The organism is Proteiniphilum sp., assembly GCF_034331125.1.
Lineage (GTDB): Bacteria > Bacteroidota > Bacteroidia > Bacteroidales > Dysgonomonadaceae > Proteiniphilum > Proteiniphilum saccharofermentans.
This window is the reverse complement of record NZ_JAXQGC010000003.1, coordinates 1-22126: the sequence shown is the minus strand read 5'-3', so window position 1 is coordinate 22126 and position 22126 is coordinate 1. Positions and strand designations below refer to the sequence as shown.

Here is a 22126-nt window from a genome sequence, read left to right as displayed (position 1 = left end):
ACTTATAACTCATAACTCAACATTCAACAGACATGAAAATATCAGCTACATTAACCCTTATTGCAGTGCTATTCACAGCCTGCATTTCCGTAGGAGCGCAATCGCGCCAGGCTGCGGATCAATTTGAAGTGAGTGAATTTACGGCTATCGAATCATCGGTAATAGCCAATATTCATATCAAGCAATCCCCTACTGTCAGTGTGACTGCAGAGGGTAGTGAAGAATTGCTCAACCGCCTCGATGTCCGGATGGACAACGACAAACTGATCCTTACAATGGAAGACCGTCATCTGAAAAGAAATAAAGGACGTTCTGACAAGTTGCTTATTTCCATCTCCACCCCTACCCTGACCAGGCTCGATTTCGACGGTGTGGGGAATATCGAGATCGATGGCGCTTTCAGTACCCCCGAACTGACTATCGATTCGGAGGGGGTAGGCAATCTCAGGGCAGACAAACTCGATGCCGGATCCATTTATATCTCTTCCGAAGGAGTGGGCAACATCTCTTTGGGTGGCAAGACCGACAAAGTGGAGATAAAGTCCCAGGGCGTAGGAAACATCAATACTACGAAACTCACTTCACGAAGTGCCGTGGTCACGTCGCAGGGAGTCGGTAACGTAAGCTGCTACGCGTCGCAACACCTCAAAGTACGCTCAGAAGGTATCGGCAATGTCACCTATTATGGTAACCCGGCAGACAAAGAACTCAATAAAGAGGGTTTAGGAAAAATAAAAGCAGGGAATTAATCCCCTTGACTACTTGATAAATACTCTACTTCTACTTTTAATTACAAAAAATTTCGAGGACGGAGGCTTGTGAAAGTCCCCGTTCTCTTTTTTTAATATTAAACATTTACGTAAAACACCTCTAATTACGGCTTATTCGTAAATCTGCAATACAGGAATTTATAATTGCAATAAAAATGATACAATGAAAAAAACAGATTTAAAAGCCACAATCATTCTTTTGTTTGTTGTAGTAATGGTTATACCCGTGCGGAGGTCACACTCTATTGAAGAATATTTGTTCTCCGGAATAATAGTTAATTAAGTATTGGTATGTGGAGAAATATTGGTAGATACTCTGGTTCTGTATCCGGAGAAACAATCACGGAAGAAATGATACTTTTCAGGGATTTCTTTGTTTTCGGAAATGCAGAGGTGTCGTCCCGGTATGTTCTTTGAATACCCGTACGAAGTAAGTAGTGTTTTCATAATTCAGGAAAGCGGCTATTTCATCGATACTCATATCGGTATATTGAAGCATCCGTTTGGCTTCCAGCAGATTTCTGCCGAGAATGTATCTCTTGGCGCTTACTCCGAAATAATCCTTTACAAGGCTGTTCAGGTGCCCGCCTGTGATAGCCAATTGTTGTGCATAATGTTCTACGGTTCTATACCGGCGGTATTCTATGTCCACCAACCGGATAAATTCTTTGATATACCGGTTCATCGGTTTCTTTTCCGTCGAAGGATATACCGAAATAAATTTCCGGTTCAGGAAGATCAGTATCTGGTAAAGCAATGCCCGGAGAATATGTTTGTCATACTCCTTAAAAGATACGATTTCATTTTTTACGTCCTGAAACAGGGTAGCCAGTTTATAATAATCGTCAGATGTCAATTGCAGAACCGGTGGTTTTTCATATGTATGGAAAAAGGAAAGATGTCGTATAAACTGCGTGTCGTTGAAAAATGTATATAGAAACTCATCTTCGAAAATCAGAACATAACCTTTTGGGGTATCATCCGTGTTCCATTTTCGCACCTGTCCCGGGGAGGAAAAAAAGACAGTCTCTTGTTCAAGGGGTTGTTCATGGAGATCAATGACAAGGGATCCGTATCCACTGGTAATAACGGTAATATCATAATAAGACAACCGTTGAACGGGCGATGCTTTTATGTATTTTTCCAAATCTTCCAACCGGATAAGATCAATCAGCAATTCCTGACCGTATTTTGTCCTGAAAAAATCATATTGTATGATCATTCCGTACCACGATTAACTGGTTTTAAACTTTTCATTTTCATCCGCCCAGCGGATAGACCGTACCTATAACACGCAGGTTTTCCATCCTCTGCGACGGGCAAATTCTTCATTCTTCATTCTTCATTTTCCCTGTCATACCGATATCCCGCATCCAGGAAAGGACGCGGTGAGGCCATTCATTCACAGTATGGCCGGTATTGCGTAATCCATAACCATGACCACCGGAGGGATACAGATGCATTGCTGCCGGCACATTTGCCTGTTTCAGTGCATAATAATAAAACAAACTGCTGTCGATATAGCTCTTGTCGTCCTGAGTCTGGATAAGGATGGTGGGAGGTGTGCCAGCATTTACTTTCAGTTCGGGAGTAATCGAGAAATTCTCTCCCGATAAATACGCCGGATAGATAAGGATACAGAAATCGGGACGAAGGTTCGCCTCATCAAAAGCATCGGTCTTCGGATAGGTACGTTCTCCATACGCCGTACTGGCCATGGCTGCGAGATGTGCTCCGGCGGAGAACCCCATCACTCCGATCCTATCCGGGTCGATATTCCATTCATTTGCATGGGAACGTGTATAAGCAATGGCACGTTGCAGATCCTGCAATGGCGCTGTATGCTTTTCCAATCCTTCACGACGCGGCACACGGTATTTCACCAATACACAGTTGACGCCGAAACTGTTGAAACGTTTACAAATCTCAGACCCTTCGAGGTTATATGCCAGGATATTGTAACCGCCCCCCGGATTCACAATGATAGTGGCACCGGTATTATTGCCGGCAGGTGCAGGATAAAAGGTGAGCGTCGGTTCACTCACATTACTGATACGGAGTACAGGGCATCCGGCGACCTTGTTGCCACCCAGGTCATCTACCTGTTTCATCTTCCGGGATTCGCCCGGTGCTCCGTCGGGAAATAACAGTACCGGATTATGTTGTGCCATAAGGGTTATCGTCATTGCTGAAAAGAAGAAAAGTGAGAATATAGTCCGTTTCATTGTCTTTTTACATGATTTTGTTTCATGGCAAAGATAAGGATTTTTCAAATCCGAAGATGAAACAGATTCATTTTATATTACTATGATAGAAGAAAAACGGTCGGTTGGTGCTATCTTTGCACTCTAATTATAATTGCAGCAAATGGATCAAAAACAATATCTTCTGGGGATGACGCTTACCGAAATTACCGAAAGCGTTACTGAACTGGGATTGCCCAAATTCACCGGCAAGCAGATTGCCGACTGGATCTATGTGAAACGGGTGAAGCGCATCGATGAGATGACCAACATTTCATTAAAAAACCGGCAACTTCTCTCGGAGAAATTCGATATAGGAAGGTCAGAACCGTTAGATATACAGACATCAGTAGACGGCACACGGAAGATGCTGTTCAGGACATACAGCGGGAAATTTATCGAGACAGTGACTATCCCCGAAGAGGACCGCCTCACCATCTGTGTCTCCTCGCAGGTGGGATGCAGGATGAACTGCGACTTCTGCATGACGGGTAAACAGGGATTCCATGACAACCTCACTGCTACGGAAATACTGAACCAGGTCTACTCGGTACCCGGCTCAGAAGAGATCACCAACCTGGTATTTATGGGAATGGGTGAACCATTGGATAATTACAAAAACGTGAAGAAGGCGTCGGAACTGCTTCAGGCAGAATATGGACTGGGTTGGAGTCCCAGGCGGATCACACTCTCCACCATCGGGTTGACGTCGAACCTGAAACGGTTTCTCGATGAAAGCAAATGCCATCTGGCGGTCAGCCTTCACAACCCGATCCCGGAAGAGCGGCTGGCTATCATGCCGATTGAGAAATCGGCACCTTCGGCTTCGGTGATCGAAATGCTGCGCGAGTACGACTGGAGCCGACAGAGGAGGCTTTCATTCGAATATATCATGTTCGACGGAGTAAACGACTCGCTGCTCTACGCGCGCGAACTGGTCAAACTGCTCGCCGGACTGGATTGCCGCATCAACCTGATCCGTTTCCATGTGATCCCGATGAGTAACCTCAAACCCTCCACCAACGAGAATATGGTCAAATTCCGCGATTTCCTTACCGCCAAAGGGTTTATCTGCACCATCCGTGCTTCGCGGGGAGAGGATATCTTCGCCGCCTGTGGCATGCTGTCGACGGCGAAACTGGTGTAAACAGGTTTCTCTACTACCTACCCTAAGGCCGCCAGAGGGTTACCCGATTAGCCCGTACTATACTGCTTTTACCTTTGGGTATGACCGGAATAACTGCCGGATCGTTATCCAGATCGTACTTCTTTCCGTCAGCAGGGATAATCTTCAGGAACCAGTGGGAATTACCCGAATTGGGAGCATGGAAATAGTCGGCTCCAATCAGCAAATATTTCCCATCGGGAGAAAACTCGGCAAAAATTTCTTCATTTTCTTTACTATCGGTCACCTGTACCAGATTCTCGCCATCGGTATCCATCATAAACATATGCCGCCCAATATAAAAAGTCATCTTCTTGCCATCGGGGCTTACCCGGATATTTCCCCAATTTTCATAATTCATCTCCCTGATCGGAGTAATGGAAGTATAAGGAGGGTCGGTGCGCAAAAGTATCTGGTTAAAAGTGAACAAAATCGCATTGTCCGGCAACCATACCGCCTCATCATCCGATGAAAAACCTTCACCATTGACAGCCGGCATTTGATGCTTTACCTCTCCGTCGATATCGAGGATCACAATACCGTTATCACTACCATCGGGTTGAATAAGAATCAATGTGTTGTCAAAGGATATTTCGCCATGATTTCGCGTATTGTCACTATATAAAGGGACATAATCGAAATAATTCATAACCGTATTGTCTTCTACATTTACCAACGTGAATCGTGTCCGGTCGTAGGTTCCTGATTCTCTCGAAGTGATAATCCGTGTCTTGCCATCGCGGCTCAGTCCCCAACTTACCGTGCTGTATGCATTATATTCGAACAGGACTGACTCTTCCCAGGTCTGCATATTTATCCTGTTCACTTCCGAAGTATATTGATGATAGATATGGCCGGGCAGTTGTACCGTTCCCGGGGGCGGAGTACCTCCATCACCATCATTGTCGTCACCATAACCATCTGATTTCGCGCATGCTAAAAGCAAAAAGGGTATTGTAATCAATAAGACCCTGCCTACATTGAATACTTTTTCCATATTGACTGTGATTTTTAATTTGTAGAGGTTATTCCTCTGAACAACCCTTAACCTATAACCGAAATAAAATAATGATTGTTCATACCGATTCCTGAAAACCATGTTTCTCCCGGTATGTTTAACGATTATTTTAACCTTTCCGGTTTTATTTCACACAAATAATCGTATATTTGTTTATTAAAACAGGCCGGTTCAATGTTTAGAGCCGTTGAGTTCTTTTGACTGACGGCCCGTTCAGCCTGATTTTGATTATTGGGTTTAATATGGAGGTTCCTAAAGTTAAAAACGAAATATAAACCTTTTAAAACTACGTCGATATGAAGAAGCAATATGCCGTATTACTGCCAGTTATTCTTGCCCTGCTAACGCTGTTTACATCGTGTGATGGCAGTGGGAGTTTTTTCTCCGCTTCGGGAACAACCAATGAAGTGATTGTAATAATGGACGAGAATGCTTGGGAAGGTCCTGCAGGAAGGTCCCTTTTCGGCGTACTTAATTCTAACGTAAAGGCACTACCCCAGCCCGAGCCTAACTTCCGGATACTGCAACTTACCCCGGAAAATTTCACCAGTACTTTTAAGGTAGCCCGGAACGTGATTATTCCCGAAATATCAGACATATACAGTTACCCCAAACTCACGGCAGATCTCGACAAATACGCCATGGGACAGGTCATCATGAATATCCATGCTCCCGATACGGCCAGTTTTGTGGAGTTCGTAACTGAAAACAGGGAGAGCATCGTAGATTATTTCATCACCAAGGAGTTGGAACGGAATGCCAACTATCTGAAAAACCAGATAAAAGAGCCGGTATCACGGGTAAAGCAGATTTTTGGTATTAATATGCATTTTCCAAAGGGATTGCCCAACATTACAGAACATGAGAACTTTTATTGGGCTACCAACAATGCTGCACGCGGTCGTCAGGATATCGTAATATACCAGTTTCCCTATACCTCAGAGACCGTTTTCGAGAAGGATTCCCTCATCAGTATCCGCAACAGGGTATTGGGTGAATATATAAAAGGGTCATTCGACTCCCAAATGGCTACAGCTACCGTCTACTCACCCGATTACCGGAAAATGGAGACGGACGGCCTCTTTAGGGCCGAATTGCGTGGCCTGTGGGAGATGACCACCGATATGATGGGCGGACCGTTTGTCATGCATGCGTTTGTAAACGAGAATACCGGCATGGTGGTGGTCGCCGAGGTATTTGTATATGCCCCGGAAATGAATAAACGGAATCTGCTTCGTAATCTGGAATCCGCATTATACACCATCAGTATTCCAAATGATGAAAAGAAGGAGTCTTAATATATTATTATATAGATTTTTAATCACACTTAAGTTCTTTAATTAACATATATACATGTCAGATTTAATCAAGGTGGGCATCACGCATGGCGATGTGAACGGTGTAGGATATGAAATCCTGTTGAAGGCCTTCTCCGATGCCAGAATACTTGAGTTGTTCCACCCAATCGTATACGGATCATCCAAATCGGCGTCCTATCACCGGAAGGTGTTGAACAGCGACGCGATGAATTTTCATATTATTTCCAAAGTCGAAGAATCGCATGAAGGAAAAGTCAATCTTGTCAATTGTGTCAGGGAGGAGATCAAGATAGAGTTGGGATCGGCAAGTACCGATGCAGGAGAGTCGGCTTATACGGCATTAGATGCTGCTTGTCGTGATCTTGCTAGCGGCAAGATCGACCTGCTGGTCACCCTTCCCATCAATAAAGACACTATCCAGAATGATCGTTTTCAATTTCCCGGACATACCGAATTTTTAGAGGAACGCTTTGCCTCGAACGGGGAAAAGGCTTTAATGATCATGGCAACGGAAACATTGCGTGTAGCACTGGCCACTACTCATGTACCCCTGGCGGAAGTCTCTTCGAAACTTTCCAGGGAATTGATCATGGAGAAGCTGAAGACACTCGACCACACGCTGAAGCGTGATTTCAGAGTAGAGAATCCCCGTATTGCCGTATTGGGATTAAACCCGCATGCAGGTGAAAACGGATTGCTGGGAAAAGAGGAAGCAGACATCATTGCCCCTGCCGTGAAAGAGGCACAGGACCAATGGATCCTCTGTGCCGGCCCTTTTGCTGCCGACGGATTCTTCGGCTCGGGGCGCTTCAAGGAGTTCGATGCCATCCTGGCGATGTATCACGATCAGGGATTGATCCCTTTCAAGACACTTGCTATGGATTCGGGAGTTAATTTTACGGCCGGACTACCCATCGTACGTACTTCGCCCGATCATGGTACCGCTTACGATATCGCAGGAAAGAACCTGGCTTCCGATGAATCGTTCCGTCAGGCGATCTATATGGGTATTGATATTTTCAGGAACCGGCTGGCTTATGATGAAGCCCGTAAGAACCCCCTCAAAAAGATGTTCTTCGACCGGGGTAAGGACGATGAGAAACTCGATCTGACCGGAGAGGAAGAGATATAAGAAAATTCAAGATTCAAGATTCAAGATTCAGGATTTGAGGTTGAAATTTCAGGCTGAGTTTGGAATTTCAAGATTCAACAATTTCACAATTCAACGATTTTGATAATAAAAAAAGAGCCCGACGAAATGCCAGGCTCTTTTTATCTACTGCTAATCAGTTTTGCAGTAATCAATTATTCTCCGGACGCAGCTTTCTCACGACAGCTCCGGTTTGCCACATCTCGCTTTCACGAAGGGCTTTCAGTTCCTCTTCCAGTTTTTCCCTGTAATCGGATTGTGAATTACTGTCGATAGAACGTTGCGCTTCATTGCCACTGGCTACCTCTTTATAGAGTTTTTCAAATACCGGCTTGGTAGCATCATGGAACGGTCCCATCCAGTCAAGGGCACCGCGTTGTGCGGTAGTAGAACAGTTGGCATACATCCAGTCCATTCCTTTTTCGGCGAATAATGGCATCAGCGATTGAGTAAGTTCTTCCACCGTCTCGTTGAATGCTTCCGAAGGCGTATGTCCGTTCTCACGCAACACTTCGTACTGTGCCAGTAACAGCCCCTGAATAGCGCCCATAAGCGTACCGCGCTCGCCGGTCAGATCGGAATATACTTCACGTTTGAAATCGGTTTCAAACAGATAACCTGAACCTACACCTATACCCAGAGCTACTGCACGATCATATGCCTTACCTGTAGCATCCTGATAGATAGCATAGCTGGAATTCAGTCCCCGTCCTTCCAGGAACATCTTACGGAGGCTCGTACCCGATCCTTTGGGAGCTACCAGGATCACATCCACATCGGCAGGCGGAACAATACCGGTACGATCTTTATAGGTAATACCAAAGCCGTGTGAGAAATAGAGCGCCTTGCCGGGAGTCAGATGTTTCTTCACTGTGTCCCACAGGGCAATCTGTGCCGCATCAGATAACAGGTACTGAATAATCGTTCCCCGTTGGCAGGCTTCTTCAATATCAAAGAGCGTCTCACCCGGTACCCAGCCGTCGGCCACCGCCTTATCCCAGGTTTTACTCTCTTTCCGCTGTCCTATGATCACGTTAAAACCGTTATCACGCAGGTTAAGAGATTGTCCGGGGCCTTGCACACCGTAACCGATCACCGCGATTGTTTCATCTTTTAATACTTCCCGCGCTTTTTCAAGGGGAAATTCTTCGCGGGTAACTACATTTTCCTCAACCCCGCCAAAATTCATTTTTGCCATTTGTTCAATTTTTTATTGTCATGAGATAGGGTATCGTTAGAACTAAGAACTAAGAAATTAGGACTAAGGACTAAATACGAGTTGAACTCATTGACTGCTTATTTATAAATTATTTTCTGTTTTATTGGTTCTGTACTATGTTTTCCGGTTTCTCGATGCCGTTTCGTTGCTGTTCCCATTTGGCCAGCATATCGCTCAGACGTTCCACCTTCGATTTAGTAATGGCAATCCTTCCCGAACGGACGAATTGCAACACACCAATGGTGTCGGCCAGTTCTTCGAAGAGGCCCTGGGTCTCCTCATAATGACCTGCTTTCAAAAAGACCACACAGTCTTTGTTGACCTCCAGTATACGGATATTATATTTTCTCACCAGGTACTCTATGGAGCCATGTTCCATCACCTTATTGGTGGAAAGCTTGTAGAGCGCCAACTCCTGATGCACAAGGTCTTCATCGGTGTTGAAATAGGCTTTCAGGATATCCACCCGTTTATCGATCAGGCGTACCAACTTTTTCATTCCCTCCTCATCATCCGAAAAAGTGGTAATGGTGAATTTATGTATCCCGCGGATGGCGGAGGGTGAGACTGACAACGTCTCGATATTGAGCTGCCTGCGGGTAAAGATGGTCGTGATCTGATTGAGCACACCTACCGTATTTTCTGAGAAAATAGTAATGGTATATAATGTTTTATTCCCGTCCATTTTAATTGGTAATTAGTAATTAGTAATTAGTAATTGGTAATTCTACAGCGTGTATCCGTTCCCCAACATAATATTGGTAATATTACCTCCGGCAGGCACCATCGGATAAACCATCCCTTTGGTTTCCACCACCACTTCGAGCAGGTATGCCCCTTTATGTTGGAGCATCTCCTGTATCGCTCCATCGAGTTCTGCACGCTCTGTCACTTTCCGGCCTTTTATGTTGTATGCATCGGCGATCTTGATAAAATCGGGATTTTTCAGGTGCGTTTCGGAATAGCGTTCATCAAAGAAAAGTTCCTGCCATTGGCGTACCATCCCAAGGAAATTATTGTTCAGCAGGATGACCTTCACATCGATCCCGTACTCCATAATGGTTCCGAATTCCTGGATCGTCATCTGCAGCCCTCCGTCACCCACGAAGATACAGACCGTCCTGTCGGGAGCACCATATTTGGCACCAATCCCCGCAGGCAATCCGAATCCCATCGTGCCTAATCCGCCTGAGGTAACCATACTGCGTGTCTGATTGTATTTGAAGTAACGGGTAGCCATCATCTGGTGTTGTCCCACATCCGTTACGCAGACAGCCTTATTTTGTGTGGCTTCGGTGACTTTGTTTACCACCTCGCCCATCTTTATTGCTCCTCCGTTTTCGGGATAGAGCTCATTTTTGATGATACAATCGAATTCCTTCTGTGCATAGGGTTTGAACTCTTCCAACCATTCGGGATGAGACTTTTTCTCCATCAGGGCAGTTACCATCGGCAGTGTTTGTTTGGCATCACCCAATACTTTCACGGTAGTCTTCACGTTCTTGTCCATTTCGGCAAGGTCTATATCGAAATGGATCACCTTCGCCTGTTTTGCATAGGTCTTCAGGTCACCGGTCACACGGTCGTCGAAACGCATCCCGATAGCGATCAACACATCACATTCATTCGTCTTGATATTGGTTGCCACGTTCCCGTGCATACCCAGCATACCTCGATTCAGAGGATGATCAGAGGGTATAGCCGATAGTCCCAGGATGGTAGATCCAAAGGGGATACCGCCTTTTTCCAGGAAAGCGCGTAATTCTTCTTCGGCATTACCGAGGATTACTCCCTGCCCAACCAGAGCAAATGGCTTTTTAGCGCTGTTAATAAGGTCGGCTGCCATCTTTATCTTCTCCTCTTCCACTTCGGGCAGAGGATGATAACTCCTTAAGAAGGTCGTCTTTTGGTAGGAATAGTCACATTTAAGCACTTGTGCATCTTTTGCAATGTCCAATACCACAGGGCCGGGCCGGCCGCTTGAAGCAATATAGAATGCCCTTGAGACTGCCCATGCGATATCCTCAGCGCGGCGCACCTGATAAGCCCATTTGGTGATGGGTTGGGTAACGCCGATCACATCGGCTTCCTGAAAAGCGTCAGATCCCAACAAGGTGGAATTGACCTGCCCCGAGATCACCACTAACGGCGTACTGTCCATCATTGCATCGGTGATGCCGGTGATCGCATTAGTTGCCCCGGGGCCTGATGTGACAAGAGCCACCCCTACCTTTTCCGAAACCCTTGCATATCCCTGTGCTGCATGGAGCGCGCCCTGTTCATGACGAACCAGTATGTGCCTGATCTTGTCTTTATGATCGTACAAAGCATCGAATACAGGCATGATAGCTCCACCCGGATAGCCGAATATGGTATCTACTCCTTCGGCGATCAGTGAGCGAATAAGTATCTCACTACCCGGAATGTTTTCCGTTTGATTATCTCTGTTCATACACTCTTCTCTTTAAACTTGAACCTAAAATTGTAAATCTTTTTCTCAAATGATTCTTACCGCTCCCAGATCGGCTGAGCTTACAAAAGCGGCATATGCTTTTAATGCTTTCGAAATCACTCTGTCGCGTTGGGGTTTGAAGGCGTTTTCTCCTTTTGCCTCTTCTTCTCTTCTTCTTTCCTGAAGTTCTTCATCACTAATTTTTAAGTTGATGGAACGGGCAGGGATATCTATCTCGATGATGTCTCCCTCGCGTACCAGTCCGATGCTTCCGCCGGCAGCCGCTTCGGGAGAGATATGGCCTATGGAGAGTCCTGAAGTACCACCCGAAAAACGCCCGTCGGTGATCAGGGCACACTCAGTCCCAAGGTGTCTGGCTTTAATGTAAGACGTGGGATAAAGCATCTCCTGCATACCGGGGCCACCTTTCGGGCCTTCATAGACAATCACCACCACATCGCCGGCCTGTACCTCTCCGTTAAGGATGCCGGTGCAGGCATCATCCTGCGAATGGAATACTTTGGCAGTACCGCTGAATTTCCAGATGCTTTCATCCACACCGGCAGTCTTCACCACACACCCTTTTTCAGCGATATTCCCTTTCAGGATGGCCAATCCCCCGTCTTTGGTATAAGCATGCCCCACACTACGGATACAGCCGTTCTCCCTATCGGTATCCAGCTCCTTGAATTGTGCATTCTGTGAAGCCATCACGATATTGTACCGGTTACCCGGAGCAGAAGAATAGATCCTCCGGGCCTCTTCACCCGGATTTCCGTTGGTAATATCATATTCTTTCAATGCCTCAGCCAGAGTACGTCCATCGGCACGATGCACCGAAGTATTGACCAGTCCGGCTTTTGCCAGTTCATTCAGTATCCCCATGATACCACCGGCACGGTTCACATCCTGGATATGGTATTTTTTCGAGTTGGGTGCTACCTTACAAATGCATGGTACACGGCGAGAGAGGGCGTCGATATCATCGAGTGAGAAGTCGATCTCCCCCTCGTGGGCTATGGCCAGCGTATGGAGAATGGTGTTGGTAGAACCACCCATAGCGATATCGAGCGTCATGGCGTTGAGGAAAGATTCACGTGTGGCAATATTCCTCGGCAACACCGTATCGTCACCCTCAGAGTAGTACCTGTAAGCATTCTCCACGATCTGGCGTGCAGCGTCGATAAACAGTTGCTTGCGGTTGACATGCGTTGCCAGGATGGTTCCGTTACCGGGAAGCGCCAATCCGATCGCCTCATTGAGGCAGTTCATGGAGTTGGCTGTAAACATGCCGGAGCAGGAACCGCAAGTGGGACAGGCCAGTTGTTCGAGTTGTGCCACCCGCTCATCAGAAACCGATTCGTCGGCCGATTCGATCATGGCGTCAATCAGGTCGATCTGCTCATCACCGATCTTCCCTGCTTCCATCGGCCCACCCGATACAAAGATTGTTGGTATATTCAGCCGCATGGCAGCGATCAGCATTCCCGGAGTGATCTTGTCGCAGTTACTGATGCAGATCATGGCATCTGCCTTGTGGGCATTGACCATATACTCTACCGAGTCGGCGATCAGGTCGCGCGACGGAAGGGAGTATAACATACCGTCGTGTCCCATGGCGATACCGTCATCCACGGCGATGGTATTGAACTCTGCAGCAAAACAACCCAATTTCTCGATCTCCGCCTTTACCATCTGTCCTATCCCGTGCAAGTGCGTATGGCCCGGAACGAACTGCGTAAAGGAATTGACGATAGCGATAATCGGTTTCCCCATCTGTTCGCGTGTCATGCCATTGGCATGCCAAAGCGCACGCGCACCGGCCATAAGGCGTCCCTGTGTACTAGTCGCGCTGCGCAAATCGCTTTTATTTATATTTTTATTCATTTCAAATTCAAAATTCAAGATTCAAAATTCAAGATTCAAGATTGGGGGCATATTCCTCCCAATCTCATACCTTTCCACTTCTCCACTCCAATCTCCCATCTTCTCAACCTCTCACAAACCGTTCGATCCACTCTCCTACGTCTGAGGTACTGTATGCTTTTCCACCATCGGCAATATCTTCGGTAACAACTCCCGTTTCAAGGCTTGCGTTGACTGCCTTACGGATAAGCGCACCTTCCTCCATCAGGTTGAAACCATATTCAAACATCAGGGCGGCAGACAGGATCATAGCCAGCGGGTTAGCGATATTTTTACCGGTCGCCTGCGGATAGGATCCGTGGATCGGCTCGAAAAGCGATGTATGTAAGCCGACGGATGCCGAAGGGAGTAATCCCAATGAACCGGTAATCACGGATGCCTCATCAGTAAGGATATCACCAAAAAGATTTTCGGTCACCATCACATCGAAGCTTTTAGGCCATTGGATAATACGCATGGCAGCATTGTCCACGAAGAGGAAATCGGTTTCAATATCAGGATATTGGGGTGCAATCTCCTGTGCAATCTGACGCCATAGTCGTGAAGTAGCAATTACGTTTGCCTTATCTACTACGGTCAGTTTTTTGCGTCGCTGACCGGCAAATTTATAGGCTAGGTGTAACACCCGCTCTATCTCTTCGCGGGTATAAACACAAGTATCATAAGCTGTATTGCCATCTTCACTGCGACCCTGGGGGCGACCGAAATACATACCGCCCGTAAGTTCACGGATACAGACAAAATCAGCACCATCTACCAGGTCGGCACGCAAGGGTGACTTATGGACCAGTGAAGGAAAAGTCATTACCGGGCGGATATTCCCATAGAGCCCCAACTGTTTGCGCATGCGAAGTAATCCTTGCTCTGGACGTACTTTGGCATTGGGATCATTATCATATTTGGGGTCACCAATAGCGCCAAAAAGCACTGCATCACTCTGCATACAGAGTTCATGCGTTTCGGCAGGATAAGGATCACCGGTTGCGTCAATGGCACAGGCGCCTACAATGGCCTCTTTGTATGTCAAAGTATGACCGAATTTTTCACAAACTGCCGAAGTAATATTCAGCGCCTGTTTCATAATCTCCGGGCCTATTCCGTCGCCCGGCAGTACAGCTATTTTTAATTGCATTTTATTTAAATTACAAATTACTAATTACCAATTAGGTGAAGAGTTAAGAAGTTCTCAATCTCATTCAATCATCACATCAATCAGGGTAATCTCATATAATTCATATTGGGAATATTCCCGCTTTCTATCATATTCAACATTTTCATTGTCGCCTTGATAGCTGCCACCGTCTGGTCGATATCCAACGCACGGGTTTTGAACACCTTGTCCTGGAATTTCCAGGTGATTACAGTCTGCACATATGCGTTCGTTTTCCCTCCCGGGGGGATTACCACGACATAGTCAATCAGTTCGGGGGCAGGTTTATCGAGTTTTTTGTATATCTTATACATTGCTTTTGAAAAAGCATGATATTGTCCGTCTCCCGCTGCGGTCTCCTGATATATTTCACCTTTTATCGATATCTTCACAGTGGCGGTTGGTCTCAATCCGTCTGTCAGTGTGAGCGAATAGTTGAGCATCTTGATATCCTGATTTTCGACACCGTTCTTCAGCACATCGGAAACGATATAAGGCAATTCATCGAGGTTCACGATCTCTTTCCGGTCACCCAGTTCAATGATACGTGCCGTCACTTTACGTGTCGCCTCATCATCGAGTTCGATACCCAATGCTTCCAAGTTTTTAATGATATTGGACCGGCCTGCATTTTTTCCCAGTGCATATTCACGGAAACGGCCAAACCGTTCGGGCATCAGGTCATTGAAATAGAGGTTTTTCTTTTTGTCGCCGTCAGCATGGACACCCGCCACCTGAGTAAATACATTATCACCTATAACCGGCTTATTATTCGGGATACGTACGCCGGAGTAGCTCTCCACTACCTTACTTACACTATAGAGCTTCGATTCATCTACATTAGTAGATAATCCCATGTGATCATGAATAAGTGCTACCACACTGGTAATCGGCGCATTGCCGGCCCGTTCTCCCAATCCGTTCACAGTGACATGCACCCCTTTCACACCGGCTTTGATGGCTTCGTAAACATTAGCCACAGCCAGATCGTAATCGTTATGCGCATGAAAATCGAAATGAAGTTTTGGATAACGAGCAATCATTTCCGAGCAGAATAGATGAGTCTCATCGGGATTGAGTACTCCCAGCGTATCCGGCAGCATAAAACGGGTCACTGCTTCATCTTTCAATCCGTCCATCATCCGGAACACATACTCTTTTGAGTCGCGCATCCCATTCGACCAATCTTCAAGATAAAGGTTGACTGTCAACCCCATCCGTTGTGCATGGACGATAGTATTCTTTACATCAGCCAAGTGTTCTTGCTGCGATTTACACAACTGATAGGTACAGTGTTTCAAAGAACCTTTGCAGAGCAAGTTCACCACCTTGCACCCGGCATTCACGATCCATTCAAGGGAAGTGGTGCCATCTACAAATCCCAGCACCTCGAGCCGGTCGATATAACCATGGGTATGCGCCCACTGCGCCATTTTTTTCACGGACTGGAATTCCCCTTCGGAGACCCGCGCAGAAGCGATCTCCACCCGGTCGACCTTCAGCTCTTCGAGCAAAAGGCGCACCACGCTCACCTTTTCTTGTGCCGCAAACGACACGCCGGAGGTCTGCTCACCATCCCGGAGCGTGGTATCCATGATTTCTATTTTTCTTGCTTCTCCCAAAACAACCTTTGTTTAATGACTAATTACCAATTCGTCTTGAATCTTAAATCTGGAATCTATTCGTACGCAAAGGCACGATTTCTCTCATATTCCTCAATCTTATCCCTATTGGAAAGGAGAAAGTCGATATCATCCAAACCTTTCAACAGGCACTCTTTCTTGTAAGGATTGATCTCGAACGATTCAACCGTGCCGGTTTCGTTATTTGAAATGGTTTGCTCTTCCAGATTGACTGTCACCGTTGCCTGCGGATTGTTATTTACAGATTTAAACAGTTCACTCAGGAACTTTTCGCTCACGACTACCGGCAGGATGCCGTTGTTAAGGGCGTTGTTACGGAAAATATCGGCGAAGAAGCTCGATACGACCACCTTAAACCCGTAACCACCGATTGCCCAGGCCGCATGCTCGCGGCTACTGCCACTACCGAAATTTTTTCCGGCTACCAATACTTCTCCCGAATAAGTCGGGTTATTCAGTACAAAATCCGATTTGGGATTTCCATCCTTGTCATAACGCCAGTCGGCAAACAGGTTATCACCGAATCCTTCACGCGTAGTTGCTTTCAGGAAGCGCGCGGGGATGATCTGGTCAGTATCCACATTCTCAATAGGAAGTGGCACATATGTTGATGTTATTGTTTTAAACTTTTCCATTATTTTTTCAAAATTCAAGATTCAAAATTCAAAATTTAAGATTCAAAATTCAAGATTCAAGATTTTGAACTCCGAATTCTGAATTCTCATTAGCTTATTAATCTCATCCCGACATATCGGGATCTTCGCTACGCTTCGATTGGCACTATATGTCCCGACTTGTCGGGATTAGTTACGGTTGCGTTATTTTCCCATTAACTGCTGCTGCTGCAGCCACTAACGGACCGGCGAGGATCGTTCTTGCTCCGGGTCCCTGTCTTCCTTCAAAATTCCGGTTAGAAGTGGAAACTGCATATTTCCCTGCCGGGACTTTATCATCGTTCATCGCCAGACAGGCTGAACAACCCGGCTGACGCAATTCAAAACCGGCCTCTTCCAGTATCTTGTCGAGTCCTTCTGCTTCAATCTGTTTACGCACCTGCCAACTGCCGGGTACTAACCATGCCGTTACATTATTGGCCTTCTTTTTACCTTTCACGTAACTGGTAAATACCCTGAAATCTTCGATACGACCGTTGGTACAACTCCCCAGAAAGACATAATCGATCTGTTTTCCTTCTAATTTTTCCCCGGGAGAGAATCCCATATAATTCAACGATTTTTCGAATGATATCTTCCCGGCCTCGTCTATTTCATCCAGGCGGGGGATAGTGCCGTCTATAGGCATTCCCATACCAGGGTTGGTTCCATAAGTAATCATCGGACGGATCTTGCCCACATCGAAAGTCACCTCTTTGTCAAAGGCGGCACCATCATCGCTTTTCAGTGTTTTCCAATAAGCCACTGCTTTTTCCCATTTTTCACCTTTGGGAGCAAATTCACGTCCCTTGATATAGTTAAAGGTAGTTTCATCGGGAGCCACTAATCCTCCACGTGCACCCATTTCAATACTGAGGTTGCAAAGAGTCATCCGCTCTTCCATAGTGAGATTGCGTACCGCTTCACCGGCATATTCCACAAAATAGCCGGTAGCGCCCCCGGTAGTCAACTGGGAAATCATATAAAGTGCCATATCTTTTGCACTTACATTTTTACCCAACTTTCCTTCAAAATTGATCCGCATGGTTTTGGGGCGTGTCTGCAGGATACACTGCGACGCCAACACCATTTCCACCTCACTGGTACCGATACCAAAGGCAATGGCACCAAAAGCACCATGGGTAGAAGTATGGCTATCGCCACATACGATGGTCATACCGGGCTGGGTATAACCATTCTCCGGCCCGATTACATGTACGATCCCATTCTTAGGGTTATTTAATCCATAATAAGTCAATCCAAAATCCGATGCATTTTTAGCCAATGTTTCCACCTGAAAACGGGAAATAGAATCACGAATAGGCTTGTTCTGCCACATCGTGGGAATATTATGGTCGGCCGTCAACGTAGTCTGCTTTGGACGGAACACCGTCAACCCACGTGCCCTAAGGCCAGCAAAGGCCTGGGGGCTGGTCACTTCGTGACACAAATGCCTGTCGATGTATAATTGGGTGGGACCATCTTTCACGGTCGTCACCACATGCGCATCCCATATCTTATCAAAAAGAGTCTTCATATATTTTAATTACAAATTACTAATTACAAATTACACCTTCCCACTTCATTCAACGAACTTATTCACAGCGTCAATAAATGCCTCTACAGATGCTGCGACGATATCGGTATTGGCCGAGAAACCGTAATAAACAATATCGTTGTGCTCCACCTGCATGTGGACCTTACCTATGTCATCACTACCATGGTCGATTGCCTGAATAAGGAATTCCCGAATTTTCACCTTCCTGCGGATAATGTTCTTCACCGCACGAATAGCTGCATCTACCGGGCCATTACCACTTGCTGTCGCTTCGAAGCGTTCTCCGGCAATATTCAGGGCTATGCTGGCTACATCGCGCACACCGATACCACACAATACCTGGAGGTATTCTACTTTAATCCTGTCCAAACGTGCATCTTTACCCACCAACATCAGTATATCATCGTCATTGATATTTTTTTTCTTGTCGGCCATTTCAAGGAACTTCTGATATATCTCATCCAATTCCTGGGGTTCGAGTTTCACGCCCAGGCTCGACAGGCGGTTTTTGAGTGCCGCACGTCCACTACGGGCAGTCAGCACGATAGCATTATCATCGATTCCTACATCTTTGGGATTGATGATTTCGTAAGTTTCAACATTCTTGAGGACACCATCCTGGTGGATTCCGGAAGAATGTGCAAAAGCATTCCTTCCCACAATCGCCTTATTGGGTTGTACCGGCATATTCATCAGGCTCGATACCATCCGGCTGGCAGAATAAATATGTTGTGTATTGATATTGGTCTCGAATCCGCGGTCTTTGTGGCTCTTGAATGCCATCACCACTTCTTCGAGCGATGTATTTCCGGCACGTTCACCGATACCGTTGACGGTTACTTCCACCTGACGGGCCCCGTTGAGCACACCCGAAATGGTGTTGGCAGTAGCCATTCCCAAATCCTGATGGCAGTGGGTGGAGAGGATGGCATCTTTCAGGTCTACGTTATCTATAAGATACTTTATTTTTGCTCCGTATTCGTCGGGGAAGCAATAGCCGGTCGTGTCGGGTATATTCACTACGGTAGCCCCTGCATTGACTACAGCTTGTACCACCCGGGCAAGGTATTCATTGTCGGTGCGTCCTGCATCTTCTGCGTAGAATTCCACGTCATCCACGAAACGACGGGCATATTTCACCGCCTTTACGGCCCGTTCGATGATCTCCTCACGGTTGGAGTTGAACTTGTATTTAATATGTGAGTCGGATGTGCCGATACCGGTGTGGATCCGTTTCCTCTTGGCATACTTCAACGCCTCGGCAGCCACCTCAATATCCTTTTCAACAGCACGGGTTAGTGCACAGATAGTCGGCCAGGTGACCGCTTTTGAGATTTCGACTACCGAATTGAAGTCGCCCGGACTTGATACGGGAAAACCGGCTTCTATTACATCCACCCCCAACAACTCAAGAGCTTGTGCAACCTGGATCTTCTCAATGGTGTTCAACTGACAACCGGGAACCTGTTCGCCATCTCTTAATGTTGTATCAAATACATAAATACGTTCCATTATTATTCACCTTTTTATTAGCTTTATAAAAAAGGATAACCTTTCTCACTCGGTGAGAAAGGTTATCCCTATATTTTTTACCTAATGTAAATCACAGATATGCCAGTCTCACCCTCCGAATTTTTCCAGAAGTAGAATAGAAATGACTAGAATATCGACCTGATAATACATACGACAAATTGAAATTTTTCCTGTTTAATGGGTGCAAAGTAAACGCAAAAATCCATACAAACAAAATATTTTCACAATTTTCTTCAAAAAAATTTCATTTTATTCTTTATTTGAGCCAATAATCTCCGAATTGAAACATTATACTACTCAAATAAGTCAAAAAATCAGTATATTATCGTTGATCCTGTTATCCGGTGGATTCGCACAACAAAATAGGACTACACCTCACATCATTCATCACACAAAACATCTATCAGTTGCGAATTGTTCATGTTTGTAGAATATAGGATGCTTTCACTATCACTATATTTATAGAATATAAGATGCGCCTCAGGTAAGCTCAAACAAGTTTGGCTTACCATTCGGCTTTCGATTTTATCAGACTATTTCTCGCTATGGCAAAGTTCAAACAAGTTTGCTCTTTACTCATTTAGCTTAACGAAATAGTTCACTATATTTGCATCATGTTTTTCGACAGTAATGAAATAAAGGAGAAAATGAACGAAGCGGGAAAAGCGAGAAAGCCGTTTCTGTTTGCAGTAGATTTTGAGATGCGGGAGGGATTTTTTGTTGCCGATCCGTTGTCGCAACAAGAGATCCTTTTCGACATCAAAGGCATGTCCAACACCTTCCCTCACGGGCTTTCCGGGACACCCAAGTCATTCTCTTTTCTTTCTCATCAGACAGACAGCTATTTATTTGAGGCCGATCCTGAAGATTACGTCACCTATCTACAGCGTTTTAATGTGGTGATGGACGGGTTGAAACGAGGTGACTCCTACCTTGTCAATCTCACTATAAAAACTCCATTGAGGTGTTCTCTCTCATTTGAAGAAATTTTTCTCTCCAGCAGGGCGACCTATAAGCTCTGCCTGCCAGGCAAATGGGTATGCTTCTCTCCGGAGTGTTTTGTACGGATAGAGCAGGGAAAAATATTCACTTTCCCGATGAAAGGAACTATCGACGGACGTCTGCCTTATGCGCGGGATATCGTGTTAAATGACCGGAAAGAGACGGCGGAACATAATACTATCGTGGATCTGCTTCGTAACGACTTGAGCCGGATAGCTACCTCTGTAAAAGTAAACCGTTTCAGATACATAGATGCATTGGAGACAAACAGGGGATCCATATTACAGGTAAGTTCCGAGATCGAGGGAACTCTGGCGGAAGGGTATCTCGATATCCTGGGAACACTTTTCTTCGAATTATTGCCGGCCGGTTCCGTATCGGGAGCGCCCAAGGAGGCTACGCTTCGCATCATCAAGGAGGCTGAAAAGGAAGCACGCGGCTTCTACACCGGTGTAGCCGGTTATTTCGATGGTAAAAAACTAGAATCGTTTGTATTGATCCGATTCATTGAACAATGCGGTTCACAACTCTTTTTCCGCAGCGGCGGCGGCATTACCGCCAATAGCAGTAGCAGGAAAGAGTACGAGGAAGCAATCCGGAAAATATATCTGCCATTACATTAGTCATTCTAAATTTCGACTGATATGTTTTTAGAAACCATTTGCATACTTCACGGAGAGATTCAAAACATGCAGTGCCATGAAGAACGGATGCAACAGACAGCCGCCCATTTTGGATTCAACGCGCCCAAGTTGCCCGATCTACCAACACTTCTTCCGGATAAACTACAGGATACTAAAGTAAAATGCCGGATCATTTATCACAAGGCTATCCAAGAGGTATCATTTGAATCCTATCTTCTCAAAAAGATAACCTCGTTGAAGTTGATAGAGGCGTCGGTCGATTACTCATTTAAATTTGCCGACAGGAGGCAGCTAAATACCCTGTTGGCGCAAAAAGGCGACTGTGATGAGATCCTTATCACCCGGAAAGGTCTTATTACAGATACCTCTTACAGCAATGTAGTATTCAGCAAGGGGGAGCAGTATTTTACACCGGAGAGTCCGCTGTTAAATGGCACCAAGCGGCAAAAACTCCTTCGCGAAGGGGTCATCGCAGAGAGAATTATCCACCGCAATACTCTCCCGGAATATGATTGCATCTACCTTATCAATGCCATGTTGGATATAGATGATGGAATATCCCTCCCGGTATGCAATATTGTATGATTAGATATAGTTCTATATAATACAACACATCTCCTTATTCCAATCGAGTAGGTAGGGGGATTACTCCCCCGCCCCCTCACACCACCGTGCATGCTT

Annotated in this window: 18 protein-coding genes; 6 read left to right on the top strand and 12 right to left on the bottom strand. The window is 45.9% G+C overall.

Annotation, left to right across the window (positions count from 1 at the left end; genetic code table 11):
- Nucleotides 1-32 precede the first annotated feature (32 nt).
- Nucleotides 33-749: a head GIN domain-containing protein gene (locus tag U2P89_RS00375; protein WP_322190326.1), complete on the top strand. Its 717-nt coding sequence runs from the start codon at nucleotides 33-35 to the stop codon at nucleotides 747-749.
- 382 nt (nucleotides 750-1131) lie between these two features.
- On the opposite strand, the gene U2P89_RS00370 is transcribed toward U2P89_RS00375, so the two are convergent.
- Together U2P89_RS00370 and U2P89_RS00365 are read right to left on the bottom strand one after the other, a co-directional pair.
- Nucleotides 1132-1992: a helix-turn-helix domain-containing protein gene (locus U2P89_RS00370; protein WP_322190325.1), complete on the bottom strand. Its 861-nt coding sequence runs from the start codon at nucleotides 1990-1992 to the stop codon at nucleotides 1132-1134.
- Between the two features lie 106 nt (nucleotides 1993-2098).
- Nucleotides 2099-2995: an alpha/beta hydrolase gene (locus tag U2P89_RS00365; RefSeq protein WP_322190324.1), complete on the bottom strand. Its 897-nt coding sequence runs from the start codon at nucleotides 2993-2995 to the stop codon at nucleotides 2099-2101.
- A 142-nt stretch (nucleotides 2996-3137) separates the two neighbouring features.
- Between U2P89_RS00365 and rlmN the strand changes: the two genes are divergently transcribed.
- On the top strand, nucleotides 3138-4160 hold the full coding sequence (gene rlmN / locus U2P89_RS00360) for a 23S rRNA (adenine(2503)-C(2))-methyltransferase RlmN (RefSeq protein ID WP_322190323.1): 1023 nt from the start codon (nucleotides 3138-3140) through the stop codon (nucleotides 4158-4160).
- Between the two features lie 22 nt (nucleotides 4161-4182).
- On the opposite strand, the gene U2P89_RS00355 is transcribed toward rlmN, so the two are convergent.
- Nucleotides 4183-5175, bottom strand: a complete 993-nt coding sequence (locus U2P89_RS00355) for a hypothetical protein (RefSeq protein WP_322190322.1) — start codon at nucleotides 5173-5175, stop codon at nucleotides 4183-4185.
- Nucleotides 5176-5492: 317 nt separating this feature from the next.
- Here U2P89_RS00355 and U2P89_RS00350 point away from each other — a divergent pair, with 317 nt between their 5' ends.
- Both U2P89_RS00350 and pdxA read left to right on the top strand, forming a co-directional pair.
- Nucleotides 5493-6494 carry a DUF4837 family protein gene (locus U2P89_RS00350; protein ID WP_322190321.1) on the top strand — a complete coding sequence of 334 codons (1002 nt, stop codon included), beginning with the start codon at nucleotides 5493-5495 and terminating at the stop codon, nucleotides 6492-6494.
- 55 nt (nucleotides 6495-6549) lie between these two features.
- On the top strand, nucleotides 6550-7647 hold the full coding sequence (gene pdxA, locus U2P89_RS00345) for a 4-hydroxythreonine-4-phosphate dehydrogenase PdxA (protein WP_313382144.1): 1098 nt from the start codon (nucleotides 6550-6552) through the stop codon (nucleotides 7645-7647).
- Nucleotides 7648-7816: 169 nt separating this feature from the next.
- Here the strand turns inward: pdxA and ilvC are convergent, their stop codons facing one another.
- The 9 genes from ilvC to U2P89_RS00300 form a co-directional block, all read right to left on the bottom strand.
- Nucleotides 7817-8863 (bottom strand): ketol-acid reductoisomerase, encoded by a 1047-nt coding sequence (ilvC, locus tag U2P89_RS00340; protein ID WP_019541171.1) that lies wholly within the window; start codon nucleotides 8861-8863, stop codon nucleotides 7817-7819.
- A gap of 121 nt (nucleotides 8864-8984) precedes the next feature.
- Nucleotides 8985-9569 (bottom strand): acetolactate synthase small subunit, encoded by a 585-nt coding sequence (ilvN, locus tag U2P89_RS00335; RefSeq protein WP_092121572.1) that lies wholly within the window; start codon nucleotides 9567-9569, stop codon nucleotides 8985-8987.
- Between the two features lie 42 nt (nucleotides 9570-9611).
- Nucleotides 9612-11336, bottom strand: a complete 1725-nt coding sequence (ilvB, locus tag U2P89_RS00330; protein ID WP_322190320.1) for a biosynthetic-type acetolactate synthase large subunit — start codon at nucleotides 11334-11336, stop codon at nucleotides 9612-9614.
- 45 nt (nucleotides 11337-11381) lie between these two features.
- Nucleotides 11382-13223: a dihydroxy-acid dehydratase gene (gene ilvD / locus U2P89_RS00325; RefSeq protein WP_322190319.1), complete on the bottom strand. Its 1842-nt coding sequence runs from the start codon at nucleotides 13221-13223 to the stop codon at nucleotides 11382-11384.
- A 103-nt stretch (nucleotides 13224-13326) separates the two neighbouring features.
- Nucleotides 13327-14394: a 3-isopropylmalate dehydrogenase gene (leuB, locus tag U2P89_RS00320; RefSeq protein WP_076929156.1), complete on the bottom strand. Its 1068-nt coding sequence runs from the start codon at nucleotides 14392-14394 to the stop codon at nucleotides 13327-13329.
- 80 nt (nucleotides 14395-14474) lie between these two features.
- Nucleotides 14475-16034 carry an alpha-isopropylmalate synthase regulatory domain-containing protein gene (locus tag U2P89_RS00315; RefSeq protein WP_076929153.1) on the bottom strand — a complete coding sequence of 520 codons (1560 nt, stop codon included), beginning with the start codon at nucleotides 16032-16034 and terminating at the stop codon, nucleotides 14475-14477.
- A gap of 56 nt (nucleotides 16035-16090) precedes the next feature.
- Nucleotides 16091-16690 carry a 3-isopropylmalate dehydratase small subunit gene (gene leuD, locus U2P89_RS00310; protein ID WP_076929150.1) on the bottom strand — a complete coding sequence of 200 codons (600 nt, stop codon included), beginning with the start codon at nucleotides 16688-16690 and terminating at the stop codon, nucleotides 16091-16093.
- A gap of 172 nt (nucleotides 16691-16862) precedes the next feature.
- Entirely contained in the window at nucleotides 16863-18245 is a 1383-nt protein-coding gene (gene leuC, locus U2P89_RS00305; RefSeq protein WP_076929147.1) for a 3-isopropylmalate dehydratase large subunit, read from the bottom strand.
- A 45-nt stretch (nucleotides 18246-18290) separates the two neighbouring features.
- Nucleotides 18291-19778: a 2-isopropylmalate synthase gene (locus U2P89_RS00300; RefSeq protein WP_076929143.1), complete on the bottom strand. Its 1488-nt coding sequence runs from the start codon at nucleotides 19776-19778 to the stop codon at nucleotides 18291-18293.
- Between the two features lie 635 nt (nucleotides 19779-20413).
- Here U2P89_RS00300 and U2P89_RS00295 point away from each other — a divergent pair.
- Together U2P89_RS00295 and U2P89_RS00290 are read left to right on the top strand one after the other, a co-directional pair.
- Entirely contained in the window at nucleotides 20414-21424 is a 1011-nt protein-coding gene (locus tag U2P89_RS00295; RefSeq protein WP_076929141.1) for an aminodeoxychorismate synthase component I, read from the top strand.
- A 21-nt stretch (nucleotides 21425-21445) separates the two neighbouring features.
- Nucleotides 21446-22030, top strand: coding sequence for an aminotransferase class IV (locus U2P89_RS00290; protein WP_322190318.1), 585 nt, complete (start codon nucleotides 21446-21448; stop codon nucleotides 22028-22030).
- Nucleotides 22031-22126: the final 96 nt, after the last annotated feature.